Origin of the sequence: Flavobacterium omnivorum (assembly GCF_900099915.1) — a bacterium.
Lineage (GTDB): Bacteria > Bacteroidota > Bacteroidia > Flavobacteriales > Flavobacteriaceae > Flavobacterium > Flavobacterium omnivorum.
This window is the reverse complement of the sequence record NZ_FNDB01000003.1, coordinates 1-19,588: the sequence shown is the minus strand read 5'-3', so window position 1 is coordinate 19,588 and position 19,588 is coordinate 1. Positions and strand designations below refer to the sequence as shown.

At 34.1% G+C, this 19,588-nt stretch carries 17 protein-coding genes; 11 read left to right on the top strand and 6 right to left on the bottom strand.

Going from position 1 to position 19,588, the window contains the following annotated elements; translation table 11 throughout:
* Positions 1-3: 3 nt before the first annotated feature.
* Positions 4-645 (bottom strand): flavin reductase family protein, encoded by a 642-nt coding sequence (locus BLS90_RS03845; protein WP_091255474.1) that lies wholly within the window; start codon positions 643-645, stop codon positions 4-6.
* Positions 646-813: 168 nt separating this feature from the next.
* On the opposite strand from BLS90_RS03845, the gene BLS90_RS03840 reads away from it, so the two are divergent.
* Together BLS90_RS03840 and BLS90_RS03835 are read left to right on the top strand one after the other, a co-directional pair.
* A complete protein-coding gene (locus tag BLS90_RS03840) occupies positions 814-3,204 on the top strand; it encodes a penicillin acylase family protein (protein WP_091255472.1) in 2,391 nt (796 codons plus the stop codon).
* Positions 3,205-3,265: 61 nt separating this feature from the next.
* Positions 3,266-4,603: an FAD-dependent oxidoreductase gene (locus BLS90_RS03835; protein ID WP_091255469.1), complete on the top strand. Its 1,338-nt coding sequence runs from the start codon at positions 3,266-3,268 to the stop codon at positions 4,601-4,603.
* Between the two features lie 36 nt (positions 4,604-4,639).
* Here the strand turns inward: BLS90_RS03835 and BLS90_RS03830 are convergent, their stop codons facing one another.
* The 3 genes from BLS90_RS03830 to BLS90_RS03820 are packed head-to-tail and all read right to left on the bottom strand — an operon-like array spanning position 4,640 to position 7,876.
* Positions 4,640-5,899, bottom strand: a complete 1,260-nt coding sequence (locus BLS90_RS03830) for an NAD(P)/FAD-dependent oxidoreductase (RefSeq protein WP_091255467.1) — start codon at positions 5,897-5,899, stop codon at positions 4,640-4,642.
* 44 nt (positions 5,900-5,943) lie between these two features.
* Complete coding sequence (locus BLS90_RS03825) at positions 5,944-6,306, bottom strand: cupin domain-containing protein (RefSeq protein ID WP_091255465.1); 363 nt, start codon at positions 6,304-6,306, stop codon at positions 5,944-5,946.
* A 49-nt stretch (positions 6,307-6,355) separates the two neighbouring features.
* Entirely contained in the window at positions 6,356-7,876 is a 1,521-nt protein-coding gene (locus BLS90_RS03820) for a helicase HerA-like domain-containing protein (RefSeq protein WP_091255463.1), read from the bottom strand.
* 372 nt (positions 7,877-8,248) lie between these two features.
* Here BLS90_RS03820 and BLS90_RS03815 point away from each other — a divergent pair, with 372 nt between their 5' ends.
* From BLS90_RS03815 to BLS90_RS03780, 7 genes are all read left to right on the top strand, one after another.
* Complete coding sequence (locus tag BLS90_RS03815) at positions 8,249-9,067, top strand: MotA/TolQ/ExbB proton channel family protein (protein WP_091255460.1); 819 nt, start codon at positions 8,249-8,251, stop codon at positions 9,065-9,067.
* An 89-nt stretch (positions 9,068-9,156) separates the two neighbouring features.
* The gene (locus BLS90_RS03810; RefSeq protein ID WP_245705041.1) at positions 9,157-9,756 is read left to right on the top strand and encodes an ExbD/TolR family protein; all 600 of its coding nucleotides are present in this window, start codon (positions 9,157-9,159) and stop codon (positions 9,754-9,756) included.
* A gap of 19 nt (positions 9,757-9,775) precedes the next feature.
* Positions 9,776-10,324, top strand: a complete 549-nt coding sequence (locus tag BLS90_RS03805; protein WP_091255454.1) for an ExbD/TolR family protein — start codon at positions 9,776-9,778, stop codon at positions 10,322-10,324.
* A 38-nt stretch (positions 10,325-10,362) separates the two neighbouring features.
* The gene (locus tag BLS90_RS03800; protein WP_091255452.1) at positions 10,363-11,160 is read left to right on the top strand and encodes an energy transducer TonB; all 798 of its coding nucleotides are present in this window, start codon (positions 10,363-10,365) and stop codon (positions 11,158-11,160) included.
* 233 nt (positions 11,161-11,393) lie between these two features.
* Positions 11,394-12,320: a PstS family phosphate ABC transporter substrate-binding protein gene (locus tag BLS90_RS03790; RefSeq protein WP_091255448.1), complete on the top strand. Its 927-nt coding sequence runs from the start codon at positions 11,394-11,396 to the stop codon at positions 12,318-12,320.
* Positions 12,310-14,010 (top strand): tetratricopeptide repeat protein, encoded by a 1,701-nt coding sequence (locus BLS90_RS03785; protein ID WP_317039375.1) that lies wholly within the window; start codon positions 12,310-12,312, stop codon positions 14,008-14,010. The genes BLS90_RS03790 and BLS90_RS03785 overlap by 11 nt, the downstream gene beginning before the upstream one ends.
* A gap of 224 nt (positions 14,011-14,234) precedes the next feature.
* A complete protein-coding gene (locus tag BLS90_RS03780) occupies positions 14,235-14,867 on the top strand; it encodes a 7-carboxy-7-deazaguanine synthase QueE (protein ID WP_091255446.1) in 633 nt (210 codons plus the stop codon).
* A gap of 146 nt (positions 14,868-15,013) precedes the next feature.
* Here BLS90_RS03780 and BLS90_RS03775 read toward each other — a convergent pair whose 3' ends face one another.
* Positions 15,014-15,721 carry a class I SAM-dependent methyltransferase gene (locus BLS90_RS03775; protein ID WP_091256058.1) on the bottom strand — a complete coding sequence of 236 codons (708 nt, stop codon included), beginning with the start codon at positions 15,719-15,721 and terminating at the stop codon, positions 15,014-15,016.
* Positions 15,722-15,805: 84 nt separating this feature from the next.
* On the opposite strand from BLS90_RS03775, the gene BLS90_RS03770 reads away from it, so the two are divergent.
* Positions 15,806-16,300: a YkgJ family cysteine cluster protein gene (locus BLS90_RS03770; RefSeq protein ID WP_091255444.1), complete on the top strand. Its 495-nt coding sequence runs from the start codon at positions 15,806-15,808 to the stop codon at positions 16,298-16,300.
* Between the two features lie 61 nt (positions 16,301-16,361).
* On the opposite strand, the gene BLS90_RS03765 is transcribed toward BLS90_RS03770, so the two are convergent.
* Positions 16,362-17,693: an exo-beta-N-acetylmuramidase NamZ family protein gene (locus BLS90_RS03765; RefSeq protein WP_091255442.1), complete on the bottom strand. Its 1,332-nt coding sequence runs from the start codon at positions 17,691-17,693 to the stop codon at positions 16,362-16,364.
* A gap of 5 nt (positions 17,694-17,698) precedes the next feature.
* Here BLS90_RS03765 and BLS90_RS03760 point away from each other — a divergent pair, with 5 nt between their 5' ends.
* A complete protein-coding gene (locus tag BLS90_RS03760) occupies positions 17,699-18,934 on the top strand; it encodes an ABC transporter permease (RefSeq protein WP_091255440.1) in 1,236 nt (411 codons plus the stop codon).
* Positions 18,935-19,588: the final 654 nt, after the last annotated feature.

The following is a 19,588-nucleotide window of genomic DNA, read 5'->3' as shown; positions in this document are numbered from 1 at the left end:
TTCTTATTTTTTGGAAAAGGAGGTGCTTGGAATTTCTTTTCTCGCATATTGGAAGCGATCTACTAACTTGGGTAAACAATACCCATCTAGGCCATTTATTGCCACAACGTTCCCTCTGTCAATTTGCAACCAACCGTCTTTATGTGCTAGTTCTTCTTCAAAAAATAAATTTTCGATAGAAGCGATTAGGTGAATGGTGTCGTTTTCTTTAATGTAATATTCATTAACGTACTTGCAATACAATTGAACAGGACTCCCTTTTACAAATGGGATTTCAATACCATTTTTATATTCTTCTTCTAAATTAGTTTTATCAAACTCAGAAATTCCCAATTCATAATTTGCTGACGTATGATGCGCATCTGCAATCATGTCAACAGTAATATGGTTCACTGTGAAATATCCTGTTTCTTTAATATTCTTGTACGTGTCTCTTGGCACCGTTGTTGGGCGCATAATGAATCCAATCAGCGCTGGGCTGCTGCCTAGATGAGTGATACTGCTAAAAATGGCAACATTTGATTTGCCATCAACGGATTTTGTAGCTAGTAGATTAGCTGATTTGTAACCAGTGCAGGAATTGATTAAATTTAATCTTTCGATTTTTTCCATCTGATCAATAGCGTCTCTTGAAATGTTTTTCATATTTACTTTTATTTGTAACAAATATACTTTTTGTTTAATTGATTACGAAATTAATTAAACAAAAATAATTTAATAATTTGGTGCTGTCTGTTTCGATAGCATACATTGAAATAAATAGTTTTAATTATCTGTCAAATCCTATATATTTGTTTTTCAATTTATCCAATGATGAAATTACTTAAAAAATCCTTTGTTTTTTTACTTGCTTTACTATTTGTTTTGGTGGTAGCAGTCCTTTTCTATGGTTTTTATCTGCAACCAAAATATGAAGGTAAAGTACGGTTGAAAAATATTCAAAAGGAAACTACAGTTTATTTTGATGAATTTGGGGTTCCTCATATTTATGCCACTAATTCAAAAGATGCAATGGTTGCTTTGGGCTATGTTCATGCTCAAGATAGGCTTTGGCAGATGGAATTGATGCGTCGTATTGCTCCAGGTCGATTATCAGAAATTTTTGGTGCGGTTGCCCTAAAAAATGATAAATTCTTCGCTGGATTAGGAATCGAAGAAGCTTCCGCCAAAGCGATTGCAGTTTTGGATAAAAACAGTCCCAGTTATCAATTGACGATTGCTTATTTGGAAGGTATTAATCAATACATGGAGGAAGGCAGTACACCAATAGAGTTCAGTTTAATTGGCGTCAAAAAAGAGAAATTTACCATTAAAGACGTTTATAATATTTTTGGATACATGTCTTTTAGTTTTGCGATGGCTCAAAAATCAGATCCGTTGTTGACGGATATTCGAAACAAATATGGAATGGAGTATTTGAAGGATTTTGGAATTGATGGTTCCTTCAATACTACGAAAATTAAAAATGCAAAAGACAGGCCTCAAGAATACGCTGCTATTTCAAAGTCAGTAGCGCTACTTTTGGATCAGTCCCCTATTGCTCCTTTTGTTGGAAGTAACAGTTGGGTTATAGCTCCAAAGAAAACAAAGAACGGAAAAGTTATTTTTGCTAATGATCCTCATATTGGGTTTTCACAACCGGGAACTTGGTACGAAGCGCATATTGTTACTCCGGATTTTGAATTGTACGGGTGTTATTTAGCAGGGACTCCGTATCCGTTATTGGGACACAACAGAGATTATGCGTATGGTTTGACCATGTTTGAAAATGATGATATTGATTTGTACCAAGAGCAAAATAATCAGGCTAATGCCAATGAATATAAGACACCAACTGGTTTTAATACCTACGAAATTCGAAAAAAAACAATCAAAGTAAAAGATTCAGCTGATGTGGTTTTGAACGTAAAAGTGACGCGCCACGGTCCTGTTATGAACGATTTAATTGATGGTTTACAGCAAGACAAACCTGTGGCAATGTCTTGGATTTATACACAACAACCCATTCAAATTCTCGATGCGGTGTATGCGCTTTCACACGCTAAAAATAAATCAGATTTTCAGAAAGGGGTTTCACTAGTCGCCGCGCCAGGATTGAATGTTATGTATGGAGATGCCAAAGGAAATGTGGCTTGGTGGGCAACAGGAAAATTGTATAAGCATAAGGAAGGTGTAAATCCAAATTTTATTTTGGATGGTGCTAGTGGAAAGGATGATATAGACCAATATCTGGATTTCTCCAAAAATCCTTCGGCGGTGAATCCTAGATGGAATTATGTATATTCTGCTAACAATCAACCGGAACCAATTGCTGGATTTTTGTATCCTGGTTATTATCTTCCTGAAGATCGAGCAAAACGAATTACGCAATTATTGAATCCAAAATCAGATTGGGATATGGTTTCGGTTGGGAAAATGATTTTTGATAATACCTCTTCTGTAGCTCCAAAAGTTGTGAGGGATTTAATCTCCAATGTAAATCAGGAATCACTTTCTGAAAATGAAAAAGAAGCCCTGAGTGTTTTAAAAAATTGGAAAGGAACTAATAATCTTAATGATGTGGCTCCTACAATCTATAATAAATGGATTTTTAATTACTTAAAAAATACTTTTGAGGACGAACTTGGCGCTGAAAATTTCAAGATGTTTTTAGGAACGCACGTCATGAAGCAAATTATAGCGAGACAAATTAAGAATGAAAAATCACTTTGGTGGGATAATGTTAATACTAAAAATCAGAAAGAAACAAGAAGTCAGATTGTCTCCAAATCATTCAAAGAATCTGTTGTAGCTTTAGAAAACCAATTGGGAAATACCGTTTCGGATTGGACCTGGAATAAAGTACATACTGTAGAGCATCAGCACCCACTAGGAAAGATAGCCGCTTTGCGAAGTATTTTCAATGTGGGGCCTTTTGAAGTTTCAGGTTCAACTGAAGTAATTAATAATCTCTTTTTTGATTTTACGGAAGACGGCAATTACTTCGTCAAAGGGGGTCCATCCACAAGACGAATCATAGACTTTTCAGATATAGAAAATAGCTGGAGTATCTTGCCAACAGGACAGTCTGGTAATCCATTAAGTGCGCATTACAGCGATCAGGCTGAGTTGTATAACATGGGTAAATTCAGAAGGATGATGCTGAATAAGAAGGAGATTGTTAGGACTTCGACTAAATTGATTCTTATTCCTGGTAAAAAATGATTTTTATAAAGGAGCTAAAATAATAAATGAGTAATTTTGCTTAACTTTTTATAAATAAATAATGCAAACTCCCATAAAAATAGCAGTTGTAGGTTCTGGATTAGTAGGATCTTTAGTAGCTATTTATCTTCGTAAAGCGGGTCACACGGTACATGTTTACGATCGAAGTCCTGATATCCGAAAAATACAGTTTTCTGGTCGTTCCATCAATTTAGCGATGTCCAATCGAGGTTGGAAAGCTTTGGATGGAGTAGGAATAGGGAATGCCGTACGTGAGATTGCAATTCCTATGGAAAAACGCGCGATTCACCTAGTGGATAAGCTTAATTTTCAAAATTACGGTCAAGAAGGAGAATCGATTTATTCTATTTCAAGAGGAATTTTGAATAGGAAAATGATCGATTTAGCCGAAGCGGCAGGAGCTGAATTCTTTTTTGAACATAAAATATGGGACGTTTCGCTAGATGATGCAACGCTACATATTGGAGAAACGGAGCGTGGCGCCTGGGAAGATAAAAAGTATGATATGGTTTTTGGTGCGGACGGTGCTTTTTCTAGAATTCGTCACCGCATGCAGCGCCAAAGTATGTTTGATTATTCGCAAGAATTTTTACCCATTGGTTACAAGGAATTAAACATTCCTGCAAATGCTGACGGAACACATAAATTAGATAAAAATTCCTTTCATATTTGGCCTCGTGGCGAGTATATGTTGATCGCCTTGCCTAATTTAGATGGTAGTTTTACTTGTACTTTATTTATGCCATTTGAAGGAGAAAATTCTTTTGAATCTTTAAAAGACATAAAATTAGTGGAAGCATTTTTCGAAAAAAATCTACCTGACACAATAGATGTAATTCCAAAACTTGCCGAGGATTTCTTTAAGAACCCTACTAGTACGTTAGTGACAATGAAATGTTATCCATGGACTTATGACGATAAAATTGCACTTATTGGTGATGCCAGTCATGCAATCGTTCCTTTTTACGGACAAGGAATGAATGCCGGTTTTGAGGATATTACGGTGCTTTATGAAATGATGGAAAAGTATGGAGACGATTGGAAAACAGTTTTCTCGGAATACCAAAAATCACGTAAACCAAACGCAGATGCTATTGCGGAACTTTCGTATCGTAATTTTTTAGAAATGAGCTCCAAGACTGCAGATGAAAACTTTCTTCTGCAAAAGAAAATCGAAAAATCATTCTCAGATAAACATCCAGAAAAATGGATTCCACTTTATAGCAGAGTTACTTTTAGTGATCGCCCTTATACCGAGGCGTTAGCTATTGGCGACTATCAAAATTCAATTATGGATGAAATTTTAAAAATAGAAAATATTGCAGAAATATGGGACTCTATAACTGTTGAAAATAAAATATTAGAACTGTTAAAATAAAAAAAGGACTCTTTTAGGAGTCCTTTTTAGATTTATCTATTTATTTTTTGTAGCCGGTTTTAATAAGACTCGTAAAGTACTGTCATTATTAAAATAGCTGAACATCCAAGTGATGAATATTGAGAGTTTGTTTTTGACACTTAAAATTAACATTAAATGGATGAACATCCAAGTAAACCAAGCCAGTCTGCCTTGAAAACTAAATTTAGGTAAATCAACAACTGCTTTTCGCTTTCCTACCGTTGCCATAGAGCCTTTGTCGTGGTATTCATATTCAATTTTCGGTTTATTTTTCAAGCTAAGTTTGAAGTTATTCGCTAGAACTTTGGCTTGTTCGATAGCTACACTAGCCACTTGTGGATGTGCGTTAGGATATTTAGGAGTAGCCATAAAAGCAATATCGCCAAGTGCATAAACATTTTCCAGATTTACGATGGTATTGTAGCGGTTTACGAGAAATCGGTTGCCTCTAGTTATACTTTCTTTAGGAATACCCTCAAGGGTGTTTCCAATGATTCCCGCTGCCCAAATAACATTAGTTGATTTGATGATATCACCGTTCTGTAAGCTTACATTTTTACCATCATAATGGTTTACGATGGTGCTTGTTTTTACAATTACACCTAATTCTTCTAAATATTTGCGAGATGTTTTTTGTGAATCGACGCTCATGGGGTTCAAGACGTTGGAAGATCCTTCGAGAAGAAAAATAGTCAATCTTGAAAAGTCTTTATCAGGATAATCTTTTGGGAGAATGTTTTTTTTCATTTCTGCCAAAGCACCAGCAAGTTCAACTCCGGTAGGACCACCACCTACAACTACAAAGTTCATTAAGGCTTGAAGTTCTTCCGGTGGAGCAATTAAAGCATCTTCGAAAGTTTGTAGAATTTGATTTCGAAGTTGAATAGCCTCAGGAACGGATTTCATTGGAAATGCAAATTTTTCAATTTCAGCATTTCCAAAATAATTAGTTGTGCAGCCAAAAGCGACTACAAGATGATCGTAATCAAAATCAGCAATGGAAGTTTTTAAAATTTTATTTTGTGAATCAACACTTATGACGTCTGCAATCCGAATTCGCACATTTTTTGAATGCTGAAATACTTTTCTTAGAGGGAATGAAATACTTGCTGGCTCAAGTCTTGCTGTTGCCACTTGATACATTAAAGGTTGGAATTGATGGTAATTGTTTCTATCGATTAATAAAACGTCAAAATCTGTGTTTTCTAAATCTTGTGCCAAGCGCAAACCGGCAAAACCAGCACCAATAATTACAATTTTCTTTTGAATTCCCATATTAAATTTATTTTTGAATTCTAAAGATACAATTTATTGCAGGATTAGTCTTCTCTGTTAACGTTTTCTATAGAAAATGCGGGTTTACAAATGGCGATGTATTCGCAGGATTCATCAAAAGGATTGGAGTATTGTACACGGGTGTTTCTTTCGATTTTGATAGATTGTCCTGCTTCTAGGATGATTATATCATCTTCAATGATAAATTGCTTTTTACCTTTAATAATATACGTGTATTCTTCAAAATCAGGAGTTTGAAATGGTTCACTCCAATTGGGTGGAGCAACCATGTGAGCAATAGAGATGTCATTATTATCTGTTGATGCCTTTCCATGATGCTCTTCGATTAATTTCCCATCAGTGGTTGGGACAATAAAAGGCGTGTTTTGGATAAAATATTTTTTCATAATTGTGCTGCATTTTTTAGAATCAACTTTACAATGGGGTCAGGTTGATTTATTTTTTAAACATTTTTGTCAAGATTCCAAAAGCACCTCTGATAAAAGTGGCACTAGTTAGTACTTTTAAAACAGACTTTCCAACAGCACTTGCTGTATCAGAATTTTGATTTTGTCGTTGTTGATCTTCTTGTGTTTGCTTTTGTATGTTTGTTTTCTCTTCGACAACAGCAATTTTTTTATTCAACATTTCATAAGCACTTTCGCGATCTAGGAGTTCGCTGTATTTTTTTACTAATTTTGATTTGCTATTGATTTCTTGAATTTCGCTTTCTGTCAAAATGTCCATTCTGCTCATTGGAGCACGCATCATGGTGGCTGCGAGTGGCGTTGGGATTCCTTTTTCGTCTAAAGCGGTAACTAGTGCTTCGCCAATTCCTAAACTAGTTAGAATTTCATCAGTCTTGTAATATTCGGATGTTGGATAATTATCGGCGGTTTGTTTGATTGCTTTTCGATCATTGGCTGTAAATGCTCGTAAAGCGTGCTGAATTTTTAAACCTAGCTGGGCCAAAATACCACTTGGAATGTCCATAGGATTTTGTGTGATAAAATAAATTCCAATGCCTTTAGAACGAATTAATTTTACAATGGTCTCTATTTGCTCTAATAAAGTTTTGCTAGCTTCATTAAAAATCAGATGGGCTTCGTCAATGAAAATAACTAATTCTGGTTGGTCTGAATCTCCTTGCTCCGGCATTTGTTGATAAATTTCGGCTAATAAGCTCAACATAAATGTGGAGAATAATTTTGGTCTATCTTGAATATCAGTTAGTCTCAAAATATTGATGTATCCTTTACCGTTTTCGTCAATACGCATCAAATCCTCTATGTCAAAAGACATTTCTCCAAAAAATAAGTCTGCTCCTTGTTGTTCAAGTTCAATTATTTTTCTAAGAATAGTTCCGGTCGTCGATGTGGAAATTTTGCCATATTGTTCCTCAATTTCATCTTTCCCTTCCTCGGTGATGTAATTAATTACTTTTTTGATATCTTTTAAATCCAATAAAGGCATTTTGTGGTCATCACAATATTTGAAGATGACAGAAACCACACCAGCCTGTGTATCATTTAAATTTAGAATTCTGGAAAATAACACGGGTCCAAACTCAGAAATAGTGGCACGAAGTCGTACACCATTTTGTTCGGACAAAGTTAATAATTCAACAGGAAAGCTTGCATTGGAATAAGGAATGTTAATTTTAGCATGGCGTTCCATTATAAAAGGTTTTTCTTCTCCTACCTTTGCGATTCCGCTAAAATCACCTTTGATGTCCATCATTAAAACAGGTATTCCAAAGGTTGATAATTGTTCTGAAAAAACTTGTATGGTTTTAGTTTTTCCAGTTCCGGTAGCTCCCGCAATTAGACCATGTCGGTTTAGGGTCTTTAAAGGCACTTTTACAAATGTATTAGGTAGAGCCTCTCCGTCTAAAATCGCACCGCCAAGAATAATGCTTTCACCTTTAGAATTATATCCATGCGATATATGTTGAATAAATTTTTCCTTTCTGTTCATAATAGGTAGTTTTAATATCAGATGCAAGATATTATATTTTTCTAAAACTAACAATTTTGATGTATACTGCTGTTTTCCTGCTTTTTTATTGTTAATACCGTAAAATAATAGTTTTCCCGCGAAATGGCTTCTTATTGAAATATTATGTTAATTAATCATAAAAAAATATATTATTTTTTATAAAACAGCCTATTTGTTTGCGTATATTAATATAAATGTAGTGTGAAAATCTGAAAATATGTTTTTGAAATAAATTTAATTATAATAAAATAAAAAAAAGTTTTTTTATTTGAACTAAAAATATAAATTTGCTCCACTACAAGTTTAATATAACTAAGATAATTTATTTAAAACTATTAAAATTAAAAAAAAATGGCAAACGTTAAAAAAGAAAAAGGTGCAAACGGAGGAGGAATGATCTCAGGAATCATTATTGTAGCATGTATTTTTGTGGGATGGGTAATTTGGAATTTTATAATGGGTAATGGTGCTAATTTTGAAGGCGGCGTTAATACAGGTCATCCACTACCAGGTAATATGTTAGCAATGGTATACAAAGGAGGTCCTATTGTACCAGTATTATTAGGTTTGTTGTTAATGGTTGTTGTGTTCTCATTTGAACGTTATGCTGTAATATCAAAAGCGGCAGGTACAGGAAATCTTGATCTTTTTATGAAAAATGTACAAAACGATATTAAAAGTGGTAATATTGAAGCGGCTATTGCTGCATGTGACAAACAAAAAGGTTCTGTTGCAAATCCAATAAAATCAGCTTTATTGAAATATCAAGAAGTTAAAAAAGAAGGTTTTGATAGCGAAGCTGCTGCAGAAACTATTCACAAAGAAATTGAAGAGGTTACTTCATTAGAGATGCCAATGTTAGAGAAACACATGACTGTGCTTTCTACAATGGTTTCATTGGGTACACTTGCAGGTTTGTTAGGTACAGTAACAGGTATGATTAAAGCATTTAGTGCATTATCTGCTGCTGGTACACCAGATCAAGCAGCTCTTGCAAATGGTATTTCTGAAGCACTTATCAACACTGCAACAGGTATTTCTACTTCTGCTTTAGCAATTGTAGCTTACAACTTTTTTACTTCTAAAATTGATGATTTGACTTACTCTATTGATGAGGCAGGTAACACAATTGTAAATACTTACAGACACTACAGAAGTACACAAAAATAATTAATAATTTAATTTACAAGAAAATAGATAGTTGGAAAACGGAATCTATTTTCTTGTAAATATTAAAAAATATATTAATGGCTATAAAAATGAAAAAGAAAGCAGGGTCTACTGATATGACTGCAATGTGTGATGTCGCTTTCCTTTTGTTGTCGTTCTTTGTAATGACAGCTACAGCAAAGATACCGGAAGCATTGCCAGTAGATACGCCCGCTTCAGTTACTCAAACCAAGCTGCCAGATACTGATTTGGCTACAATAACTATTGGAAAAGGGAAAGTATTCTTTGACCTAAAAGGAAGAGAAGTTCGGGTAAAAGCACTTGAATTAATGGGTCAAAAATACGGAGTTACCTTTACAGAGGAGGAAACTAAAACCTTTTCTTTAATGGAAGGTGTAGGAGTTCCAATTACAAATCTAAAGCAGTTGATTGGAATGAAAACCTCGGAACGCAATAAAGCGGGGCTGCAACCTGGGATCCCTAAAGATTCATTGGACAATCAGCTGAAAGATTGGATCTACAATTCTCGCATAGCAAATATTGACGTTAACGACAAAGAATTGCAAATTGCTATTAAAGGAGATGCAAAAGAAGAGTATCCTGCTATTAAACAAGTAATGGATATTTTACAGGATCAAAAAATCAATAACTTTAGTTTAGTTACTGGTCTAAGAGCAACAGAAAAATAATTAAAACACATACACTAAAATGGCTGAATTAAATACCGGCGACGGTGGAGGCAAAAAAGGTGGAAAAGTAAGAAGTAAAAAAGCAAATTCTAAAGTAGATTTAACTGCTATGGTGGATTTGGCATTCTTATTGATTACGTTCTTTATGCTTACCACGACCCTGTCTAAACCTCAATCTATGAGCTTGGGTTTGCCAGATAAGGAAGATGATAAAATCAAAGAAAAGCCTATTAAAGTTGACGAAAACCGTACTTTGACGGTGATGTTAGGTGATAATGACAAAATGGTTTACTATATGGGTTTATTGGCAACTCCAATTGCTGGTCCTAAAGAAATATCTTATGGTAAAGAGGGTATTCGTAAAGAATTATTGAAAAGAAAATTATCAGTAGTTGAATACACGGGTAACAAAGACAAAGGGTTAATCGTAATTATTAAACCAAGTAAAAAGTCAAGCTACCGTAATTTAGTAGATATACTAGATGAGATGAATATTGTGGGAGTACCTTCAAATGCAATTGTAAATGATTTCTCTCCAGAGGAATTAAAATTGTTGGAAGATAAATAAGATTTTCTTACTACTCAATAACCTAATAATTAAGAAAAATGAAATTAGATATATTCACAAACCAATGGCTTGATATTGTATTCGAGGGACGTAATAAGGCCTATGGCGCTTACGAACTGAGAAAATCAAATAACAAGACTGCAGTTAGAGCGCTTATTTTTGGTGCAATTGTTTTTGCGTTAGCTGTCAGTATGCCGCTTATTTTAAATTTACTACCTGATTCTACCGAAGCAGATGATACTTTAGATAATAAAATTGTTACAATTAAATTGCCCCCTAAAAAGGAAGAGATAAAGAAGAATATCCCACCACCTCCACCGCCACCTCCAAAAGTGGATCAAGTGAAGTTTGTAAAACCTGTCGTGGCTAAAGCAGAGGAAGTTACAGAGGAACCACCTAAAACTGTCGAAATAAAAGATAAAAAGTTAGGTGCAGTTACGATCAAAGGAGATCCTGATGCAGTTTTAACTGTTGAGCCAGTAGGCACAGGAACTGCTGCGGTCGTCGAAGAGGTAGATAATCAAATTTATAATACTGCTGGTATTGAAGTTAAACCTGACTTTCCAGGAGGAATCAATAAATTCTATAAATTCGTTGGTGATAACTATCAAACTCCGGAAGAAGATGGATTAAAAGGTAAAGTTTACGTTACCTTCGTAGTTGAAAAAGATGGTTCACTAACAGATATCAAAGTAATTAGAGATATTGGTTATGGTACAGGAAAAGAAGCTATTCGTGTTTTGAAGAAATGTCCAAAATGGACACCGGGTGAACAAAATGGTAAGAAGGTAAGAGTACTTTATTCGCTTCCAATCACTATTCAATCTGCAGATTAATGTTGAATAACATACTTAGTAATATTAGGAAGAAATCGCTTAAAGAGCGATTTCTTCTTGTTTTAGGAATTTTGTTTTTTCTGATATATCTGGTATTAGGTTTATTCATTATCTTCATGAAGAATTTTCCTTTAGATATGTCTCCAGCTTATAGAATCGCATTCGGAATCTTACTTATAGCTTATGCTTCATTTAGATTTTTCCGAATTATAAATGATAATAATAATTAGTTTATGAAAAAATTTGCTAAACTTCCATATTTTATTTTTTTCTTAATGCTAGTACTAGTGTTAGGTTACTCTTGTAATCAATCCAATACGTCAAAGGAAGAGGAAACTATTTTGAAAGGTACTGCAACGATCTTTGTTGATGAAACGTTGTCTCCTATAATAGAGGATCAGGTAGCTGTATTTGAGAATAATTATGAGGCTAAGATAAAGCTTGTTTCAAAATCGGAGTCTGAAGTCCTAAACTCTTTATTTAATGAAAAAGGAGCGATAGCGATTTTGTCTAGAAATTTGACAACGGAGGAATTGAAAATTTTTAAATCTAGAAAAATTAGCCCTAAAATAACGCCATTTGCTACAGATGCCATTGCGTTTATTGCTAATAAGAATATGCAAGACTCGATAATCTCTCTTAAAGAGGTCGTAAGTTTTATGCAAGGAAAGTCTACTTCATCAATTAAAGGATTGGTTTTTGACAATTTGAATTCAAGCACGGTGCGCTATATGAAATCTCTGGCAGAGATTGAGAGTATTCCTAAAAGTGGGGTTTTCTCCTTCAAAACGAATGATGAAGTGATAAAATATGTTTCAGAAAATTCAGATATGATTGGTGTTGTTGGTGTCAATTGGCTATCTCAGCCACAGCCAGCGATGCAAAAGTATGTTGATAATGTGAATGCTTTAAGAGTAACGGGTCTAGTAGGGAATGAATCCTACTTGCCATCGCAAAATAATATAGCAGAAAAAAAATACCCTTTGGCACGTGATTTGTATATAATCAATTGTCAAGGTTATTCTGGCCTAGGAATGGGGTTCGCTTCATTCGTTGGTGGAGATGTAGGACAAAGAATAATTTTAAAATCCGGGTTATTACCTATACGTATTCCTGCGAGGAAATTTACAATAACTAAAAGCCAAAATGATGAAAAATAATTTAACTACAATGAACATGAATAAATTTACAACGTTAAGTGTTGCCTTATTGGCGTCAGCTTTTACGCTGCAAGCACAGGATATTAATCAAGCTAAAAAAGCGATTGATGCGGAGCAATTTGAAAGCGCAAAAACAATTTTAAAATCAATCATTAAAGCAAAGCCATCTGATGGAGCTGCATTTTTTACTTTAGGGAATGTTTATCTGAATCAAAATGTACAAGATTCTGCTAAGATTTATTTTCAAAATGGATTAAGCGCTTCTGATGGAGCTAAATTGAATCATATTGGTCTAGGTCAAATGGATTTAGATAAAAATGATGTTGTTGGTGCTCAAGCTAAATTTGCTTTAGCTACAAGCGACATGAGAAGAAAAGATTTCGAAGAATTTATTTATATCGGAAGAGCCTATATGAATGCGGTGAAACCAGATTACAAAAATGCAATCGCAGTTTTAAGTAGAGCGGCAATTAATAATGCGCAAGATGCTCAATTGCAACTGGCCCTAGGAGACGCCTATTATGGTGATGGTAAGCAAAATGAAGCTTATGTTGCATATAGAAATGCTTTCCAAGCAGACAACAGTTTGCTTAGAGCAAAAATGCAATTAGGGGTTTTGTTGAAAGGGGCTAAATCGTATGATGAAGCTTTAAAAGCGTACAATGAAGTAATTGCTATCAATCCTAATTATGGTCCAGTATATAGAGAATTAGCTGAAACGTATTATAAAATAGCACGTAATAAGCCATCTCAAGCCGCAGCTAATTATAAAATTGCATTAGGTCACTATGATAAATACATGTCATTGACGGATTATTCGATAAATTCAAGAATGCGTCGTGCTGATTTTCTTATTTTGATAGAGGATTATGTTGCTCTAGAAGCAGAAGCTAATAAAATGATTGAATTGGACAAAGTTAACCCTAGAATCTATCGTTATTTAGGATATGCTGCATACAAAAACGGTAATGTTGATGTAGCTATTAAATCATTGGACAGTTTTATTACTTCTCCAGGAAATAAAGCTATAGCATTAGATTATTTGTATTTGGGTTTAACTAAAATTAAAAAAGGAACTAGCGCTGATGGATTGTCAATTGATCCAATTGCTTTTCAAGCAGGTATAGTGGATATCAAAAAAGCGATTGAAATGGAACCTTTAGCAGTTCAAGAATTAAGTGAAGTAGGTAAAAAATTATTTGCAGGAAAACTGTATTCCGAAGCTGCTGCAATATTTGAATATGGAGCAAATACCAATGATTCTTCAAATTTCCTTGATGACAATGTTTATTTTGGTTTAGCTAATTACTACGCAAACATTAACAAAGAAAAAGGGGTGAAAGTTGATGTAGTTGGATTGGAAAAGGCTCTGGCAGCTTTTGATAAAGTGTTAGTAGCTTCGCCAACGTATTTAGAAGCTTATCTTTATAAAGCAAGAACCAACAGATTACTTGAAAGAGATGATGTTATGGTTAAGAATTATGAAGATTATGTAGCAAAAACTACAGAACTAGGAGCAGAAGAACTTGCCAAACCAGCAGTTAAGACTAAGATTATTGAATCTTACAACAATATGGCAGCAAGTTTTGCAAACACTGACAAGCCTAAAGCTATTGAGTATTTTAAAAAGACTCTTGCTTTAGATCCAGCAAATACTTATGCTACTGAGTCGATTAAGATTTTAAAATAGTTGAAATTTTTAATGATAATAGAAACCGATAGTCATTTGATTATCGGTTTTTTTTGTGCTTAATATTTTAAGAGAATAACAGTTAAGGATAAAATTCTCATTTCTTACTCTGGATTACAATGCTGATGGCTAACGTATTTTCGAAGTTTGTAATATTAGCTACTGATTTCAAATTAACTCCTTTTCAAATTAACTATCTTTGCACTTTAAAATAAAATTTAATAATGTTATCAAAAGAAATACAATTAGAAGTTAACAAAGGTGCGATGTTACCCTTGATGGAAGAATTTTATACCATTCAGGGAGAAGGATTTCATACAGGAACAGCAGCATATTTTATTCGAATAGGTGGTTGTGATGTTGGTTGCCATTGGTGTGATGTAAAAGAAAGTTGGAATGCAGCATTGCACCCGCCAACGGTTATTGATTTGATAGTCGAAAATGCAAATAAGTATGCAGATACCGTTGTAGTTACTGGTGGAGAACCTTTGATGTGGGATATGACTTTGCTTACTCAAAAACTAAAAGAACAAAAATTAAAAGTTCATATTGAAACTTCAGGTGCTTATCCGCTCTCCGGAGCTTGGGATTGGATTTGTCTTTCGCCAAAGAAAAACAAATTACCGACAGAAACCGTTTATGTTAATGCGCACGAGTTGAAAGTAATTATTTACAATAAACATGATTTTATTTTTGCTGAAGAACAAGCTGAAAGAGTAAATCCAAATGCTATTTTGTTTCTTCAACCAGAATGGAGCAAAAAAGAAGAAATGACACCGCTAATTGTGGATTATGTAATGAAAAATCCCAAATGGCGTGTATCATTACAAACACATAAATATTTGAATATCCCTTAAAAATTAAACCCCAAAACATTTATCCTGTTTTGGGGTTTTTCGTTATGGCCCTTGTGTGAAACTTTCGATTTTTTGAATTGCCAGCTTGTTCACTTTTTTAGTATTGAAGGATTTATTTTTATCTTGTTTCCTTCTATGGTAGTACTTTAAAAAGAAAGTTTTGCTAAATAATCATAATGTTTCCCTTCGAGAATTAATTGGCACTGGAGGTCATTGTCCAAAGCAGCATTTTGTAGGGTATTATAATCTATAAACATCCAATCAAATGGTTTTTCTTTTTCTCCTTTGTACGAGATATTGAAAACGATTTCACCGTAATAATGATTAGCGGTGGGAATCCATTTCCCGCCATCTTCGTCATCATCAAACATATATATGATATCAGAACTGTCTAGTAAAATTTGACCACCAGGACTCAGTAATGATTTTAATTTTAAAAGAAAATTAGGGATGTATTTTAACTTTCCGCACATTCCAGCACCGTTCATTAATAATAAAATAGTATCATATTTTTCATCTTCTAACGTCATTACATCTTGAACTTTTGCATTTTTAAGTCCACGAAGCGTGCAGGCTTGAATGGCATTTGTAGAAATGTCAATTGAGGTAACCTGTAAATTTCTTTTGTTTTGTAAATACAAACTGTGACTTCCTGCGCCACAACCTACATCCAGCACTTTTCCTCTAGCAAGTTCTAGTGCTTTTTGTTCCAATAAGGGCATTTCGGCATGCGAACGGAATAAATAAGCAACGGACATTTCATCTTCTTGAGAGATGGTAGTCTCAGTAATTAAATCCTCTGGAGAATTATTAGTTTGATAATCGAGTATGGCTTGGCCAAAAAGGTCTTTCATTGTTTGTAATTCTAAATTCAACATTCATAAAGCTATAATCCTCGTTCAAAAAGTGTTATTTTTGCAAAAATTTAAACTTGCAATTTGAAACCTACTTTAAACGAACTTCCTAAAGAAGCCAAAGATAAGCATATCGAAAACAAAAAGTATTTCGATAAGCTGAAAAAAAAGACCCCTAAAAATTTAGATTATGTAATGCAGTATTTACATGACGCTGAATTCAAAAAAACGGATTGTTTGAAATGTGCTAATTGTTGCAAGACAACAGGGCCATTATTTACTTCTGCGGATATTGAGCGTGTGTCGAAATATTTGAGGCAAAAGCCACAGCAATTTATAGAACAATATCTGCGTGTTGATGAAGATCAAGATTATGTTTTGCAAAGTGTTCCGTGTACTTTTTTAGATCATGAAAATGCTTGTATGATTTATGACGTCCGGCCAAAAGCATGTCGCGAATTCCCACATACGGACAGGAAGAAGTTTCAGCAAATTACAGATATTACGTTAAAGAACATCGCAATTTGCCCAGCTGCTTTTAATATATTAGAAGAAATGAAGAAGAAGTTGCCATTATAATTTACAATTATATCTCCCTATTATGATTTCCAATCCTTTCGGTTGAGTAAAGGATTGATTTTTAATAAATTAAATATTTTTCGCTCATTTTCTTAAACTTTTGCAAGCCGTCCTTCCAGCTTTCTCTGATTTCTTTTTCTGAAATTCCATTTTCAATTTGTTGCTGTAAAATTTTTGTTCCTGCAAGCTTTGTAAAAAAAGGATTAAAGAATTTTGATTGGTCAGCAGTAGTTTCATAGGCTTTAATTAACCATTTTAATTCAAGTCGATTTACCTTTGCAGCTGCAGATAAATCTTCTCCGTAACATGTTGTCCCATTGTAAACGGGATTTTGTGCCCCAAAATTTGGTTTTGGAACAAAACTAAAATCACTTTTCGGTAAAAAAGGAGAACCATAAATTTGAAATTGCTTTTCAGTTCCTCGCCCCACACTTACATTTGTACCTTCAAAGAGGCATAAACTGGTATATAGATTCACAGCTTGATCATTTGGAAGATTTGGTGATGGTTTTACAGGTACGCTATAATTCATTTTTCGATTGTAATAAATACATGGAATTACTGTCAATTTGCATTGAATGCCATTTTTCAGCCATTTCTCCCCATTGATCATTTTTGCATATTCGCCAATTGTCATTCCGTGAAGCAAAGGAATTGGATGCATGCCCACAAAACTTGTAAATGCTGGCTCAAGAATTGGACCGTCAACAATACTTCCATTCGGATTTGGTCGGTCAAGGAGTAAAAGCGAAATGTTATTTTCGGCACAGGCTTCCATTATATAATGTAACGAAGAAATATAAGTATAAAATCGTGCGCCTACGTCTTGCAAATCAAAAACCATGATGTCGATTCCTGAGAGTTGTTCGGGTTTTGGTTTTTTATTGTCACCATAAAGGGAAACAATTGGCAGTTCTGTTTTAGAGTCTTTTCCATCAACCACATGTTCCCCCGCATCAGCAGTTCCCCGAAAACCGTGTTCTGGAGCAAATATTTTTTGGATATCTATGTTTTTTTCTAATAGAAAATCGACTATATGCGTTTGAGACTTTTTATAATTAAATATATTTTCACCATATTGAATATTTATAACTACTCCTGTTTGATTGGTTACAATACTAATTTTTTTATCTTTTAATATTGATAAATAGGCTTCAGAATTATCTGCACCCGTTTTGCTGCTCAATGTAAAGTTTGATTCGTTTTTTAATAATTCTTGATTTGAATATACTGCCGTTGCAATGGTGTCGCGGGACCAATGCCAATTTGATTCTTTTTTCTTGCTTAAAGATGTGGAACAAGCCGTAGAAAAAACAATCAAAACCAATAATAAAAACGTATTTTTGACACTAGCAAAAGCAAAAAAACGAAGTATAACAAAATTAGATACCATATAAATTGAATTTAGAATATTTTATAGCCAAACGTCTCATTACTGCTAAAGATTATAAAAGTAGCATTTCTGCTCCGATTATAAAAATTGCAATCTCGGCAATTGCAATTGGTATGATTATGATGATTATTTCGGTAGCGACAGGAATCGGATTGCAAAAAAAAATCAGAGAGAAGGTTTCTGCTTTCAATGGTCATATTATTATTTCGAATTATGATAATAATCAATCGGATGTTACACTTATTCCTATTTCTAAAAAACAAGATTTTTATCCAAAGTTCGCTTCAGTTTCTGGAATAAGTCATATTCAAGCCATCGCAACCAAAGCAGGAATAATAAGAACCGAAACTGCTTTCGAAGGAGTAATTCTCAAAGGAGTTGGTAAGGATTACCAGTGGAATAGTATTAAAGAATATCTGGTTTCAGGTAAATTGCCTGATTTCTCAAAAGAGCTTAATCAAGAGGTGTTAATTTCTCAATTCTTGGCTAAAAGGTTGAATCTAAAAGTAGGTGATTCTTTTAATACGTTTTTCATTAAAGAAAGTCAAAACAAACTACCAAACATCCGAAGATTTAAAATCACAGGTATTTTTAATTCTGGATTTCAGGAATTTGATGCCACTTATTTAATAGGAGACATTCGACACTTGCAGCGCATTAATAAATGGAGTCCCGATCAAGTGGGAGCTTTTGAGGTTTTTGTAGATGATTTTAATACTATTCAGGAAACAGGTGAACAGGTTTATGCACAAACGTCTTCTACGTTAGATACGAAAACCATAATCGAAAAATACAGTTATATATTCGAATGGCTCCAATTGTTCGATTTTAATATTATTGTAATTTTAGCGGTTATGATACTTGTCGCCACCATTAATATGGTTGTTGCGCTTTTAGTGCTCATTCTTGAACGCACTCAAATGATAGGAATCCTTAAAGCTTTAGGGGCAAATAATTGGTCAGTTAGAAAAATATTTCTGTACAATGCCTTTTACCTTATTGTGAGAGGACTGTTTTGGGGAAACCTCATAGGGATATCGTTGTTGTTGATTCAGCAACATTTTGGTGTCATCAAACTTAATCCAGAAAATTATTATGTCAATCAAGCACCCGTTTATTTGAACTGGGGATATATAGCCTTGCTTAATGCTCTTACAGTTGCTGTTTGTTTCTTGGTGTTACTAATTCCATCCTATATAATAACTAAAATATCACCAGTAAAAGCCATCCGTTTCGATTAAACTTCATTTTGGCGTTTCCCTCTATAAAAAAGAGGCTATTATCTAAATGGGTAGTAGCCTCTTTTTTATATAGGGCCGGGCTATTCGCTACAAGTCCTCGTCAAGTTGCGTTGCACTCCACTTGGCTGCGGGCTTTGCGCTACTATCCCTAACGCGGAGAGTTGTATAATTGACTTAGAATTCGGTGTACCTTATATATAGGTAGGTATAGAATGTCTTTATATAATGAGAACCGTAAGAAACAAACCTGGAACAACTGTCCAGGCGTCAAAAAAACCTAACTCTCATAGATGATACTGCAGTCAATGACCTAAAATGAGTATTAATCTTGTCTGTGATGTCAATAAAGAGGCTCAGAGAACCAATAAATGTTTTAAAGGCATTGCTAATTCAAGACATGCTAGATTGATATAATGATAAAAAAACTAGATTTTGGTCCATTTTGCAAGCTTATCTTTGGATAGGTTGAGTGAATCATAAAAAACTTTTTTTTCAAGGAGCGTATTTTCAGCAAGTTAAAGTAAAAGTTAAGAAAAGGATAAAAAAAGTGTTTAAAAAAGCTTGAATAACGGTATAAAGGAGTTAGTTTTGCACCCGCAAGAAGTGCAAACGTTCATTTAAATACTGGCAAGCAAAACGAATTAGAGTAGAAAT

Excerpts from the sequence above, each read along its gene's own strand:
- BLS90_RS03845 (WP_091255474.1), bottom strand. The coding sequence starts at position 645 with ATGAAAAACATTTCAAGAGACGCTATTGATCAGATGGAAAAAATCGAA.
- BLS90_RS03840 (WP_091255472.1), top strand. The coding sequence starts at position 814 with ATGAAATTACTTAAAAAATCCTTTGTTTTTTTACTTGCTTTACTATTT.
- BLS90_RS03835 (WP_091255469.1), top strand. The coding sequence starts at position 3,266 with ATGCAAACTCCCATAAAAATAGCAGTTGTAGGTTCTGGATTAGTAGGA.
- BLS90_RS03830 (WP_091255467.1), bottom strand. The coding sequence starts at position 5,899 with ATGGGAATTCAAAAGAAAATTGTAATTATTGGTGCTGGTTTTGCCGGT.
- BLS90_RS03825 (WP_091255465.1), bottom strand. The coding sequence starts at position 6,306 with ATGAAAAAATATTTTATCCAAAACACGCCTTTTATTGTCCCAACCACT.
- BLS90_RS03820 (WP_091255463.1), bottom strand. The coding sequence starts at position 7,876 with ATGAACAGAAAGGAAAAATTTATTCAACATATATCGCATGGATATAAT.
- BLS90_RS03815 (WP_091255460.1), top strand. The coding sequence starts at position 8,249 with ATGGCAAACGTTAAAAAAGAAAAAGGTGCAAACGGAGGAGGAATGATC.
- BLS90_RS03810 (WP_245705041.1), top strand. The coding sequence starts at position 9,157 with ATGAAAAAGAAAGCAGGGTCTACTGATATGACTGCAATGTGTGATGTC.
- BLS90_RS03805 (WP_091255454.1), top strand. The coding sequence starts at position 9,776 with ATGGCTGAATTAAATACCGGCGACGGTGGAGGCAAAAAAGGTGGAAAA.
- BLS90_RS03800 (WP_091255452.1), top strand. The coding sequence starts at position 10,363 with ATGAAATTAGATATATTCACAAACCAATGGCTTGATATTGTATTCGAG.
- BLS90_RS03790 (WP_091255448.1), top strand. The coding sequence starts at position 11,394 with ATGAAAAAATTTGCTAAACTTCCATATTTTATTTTTTTCTTAATGCTA.
- BLS90_RS03785 (WP_317039375.1), top strand. The coding sequence starts at position 12,310 with ATGAAAAATAATTTAACTACAATGAACATGAATAAATTTACAACGTTA.
- BLS90_RS03780 (WP_091255446.1), top strand. The coding sequence starts at position 14,235 with ATGTTATCAAAAGAAATACAATTAGAAGTTAACAAAGGTGCGATGTTA.
- BLS90_RS03775 (WP_091256058.1), bottom strand. The coding sequence starts at position 15,721 with ATGAAAGACCTTTTTGGCCAAGCCATACTCGATTATCAAACTAATAAT.
- BLS90_RS03765 (WP_091255442.1), bottom strand. The coding sequence starts at position 17,693 with ATGGTATCTAATTTTGTTATACTTCGTTTTTTTGCTTTTGCTAGTGTC.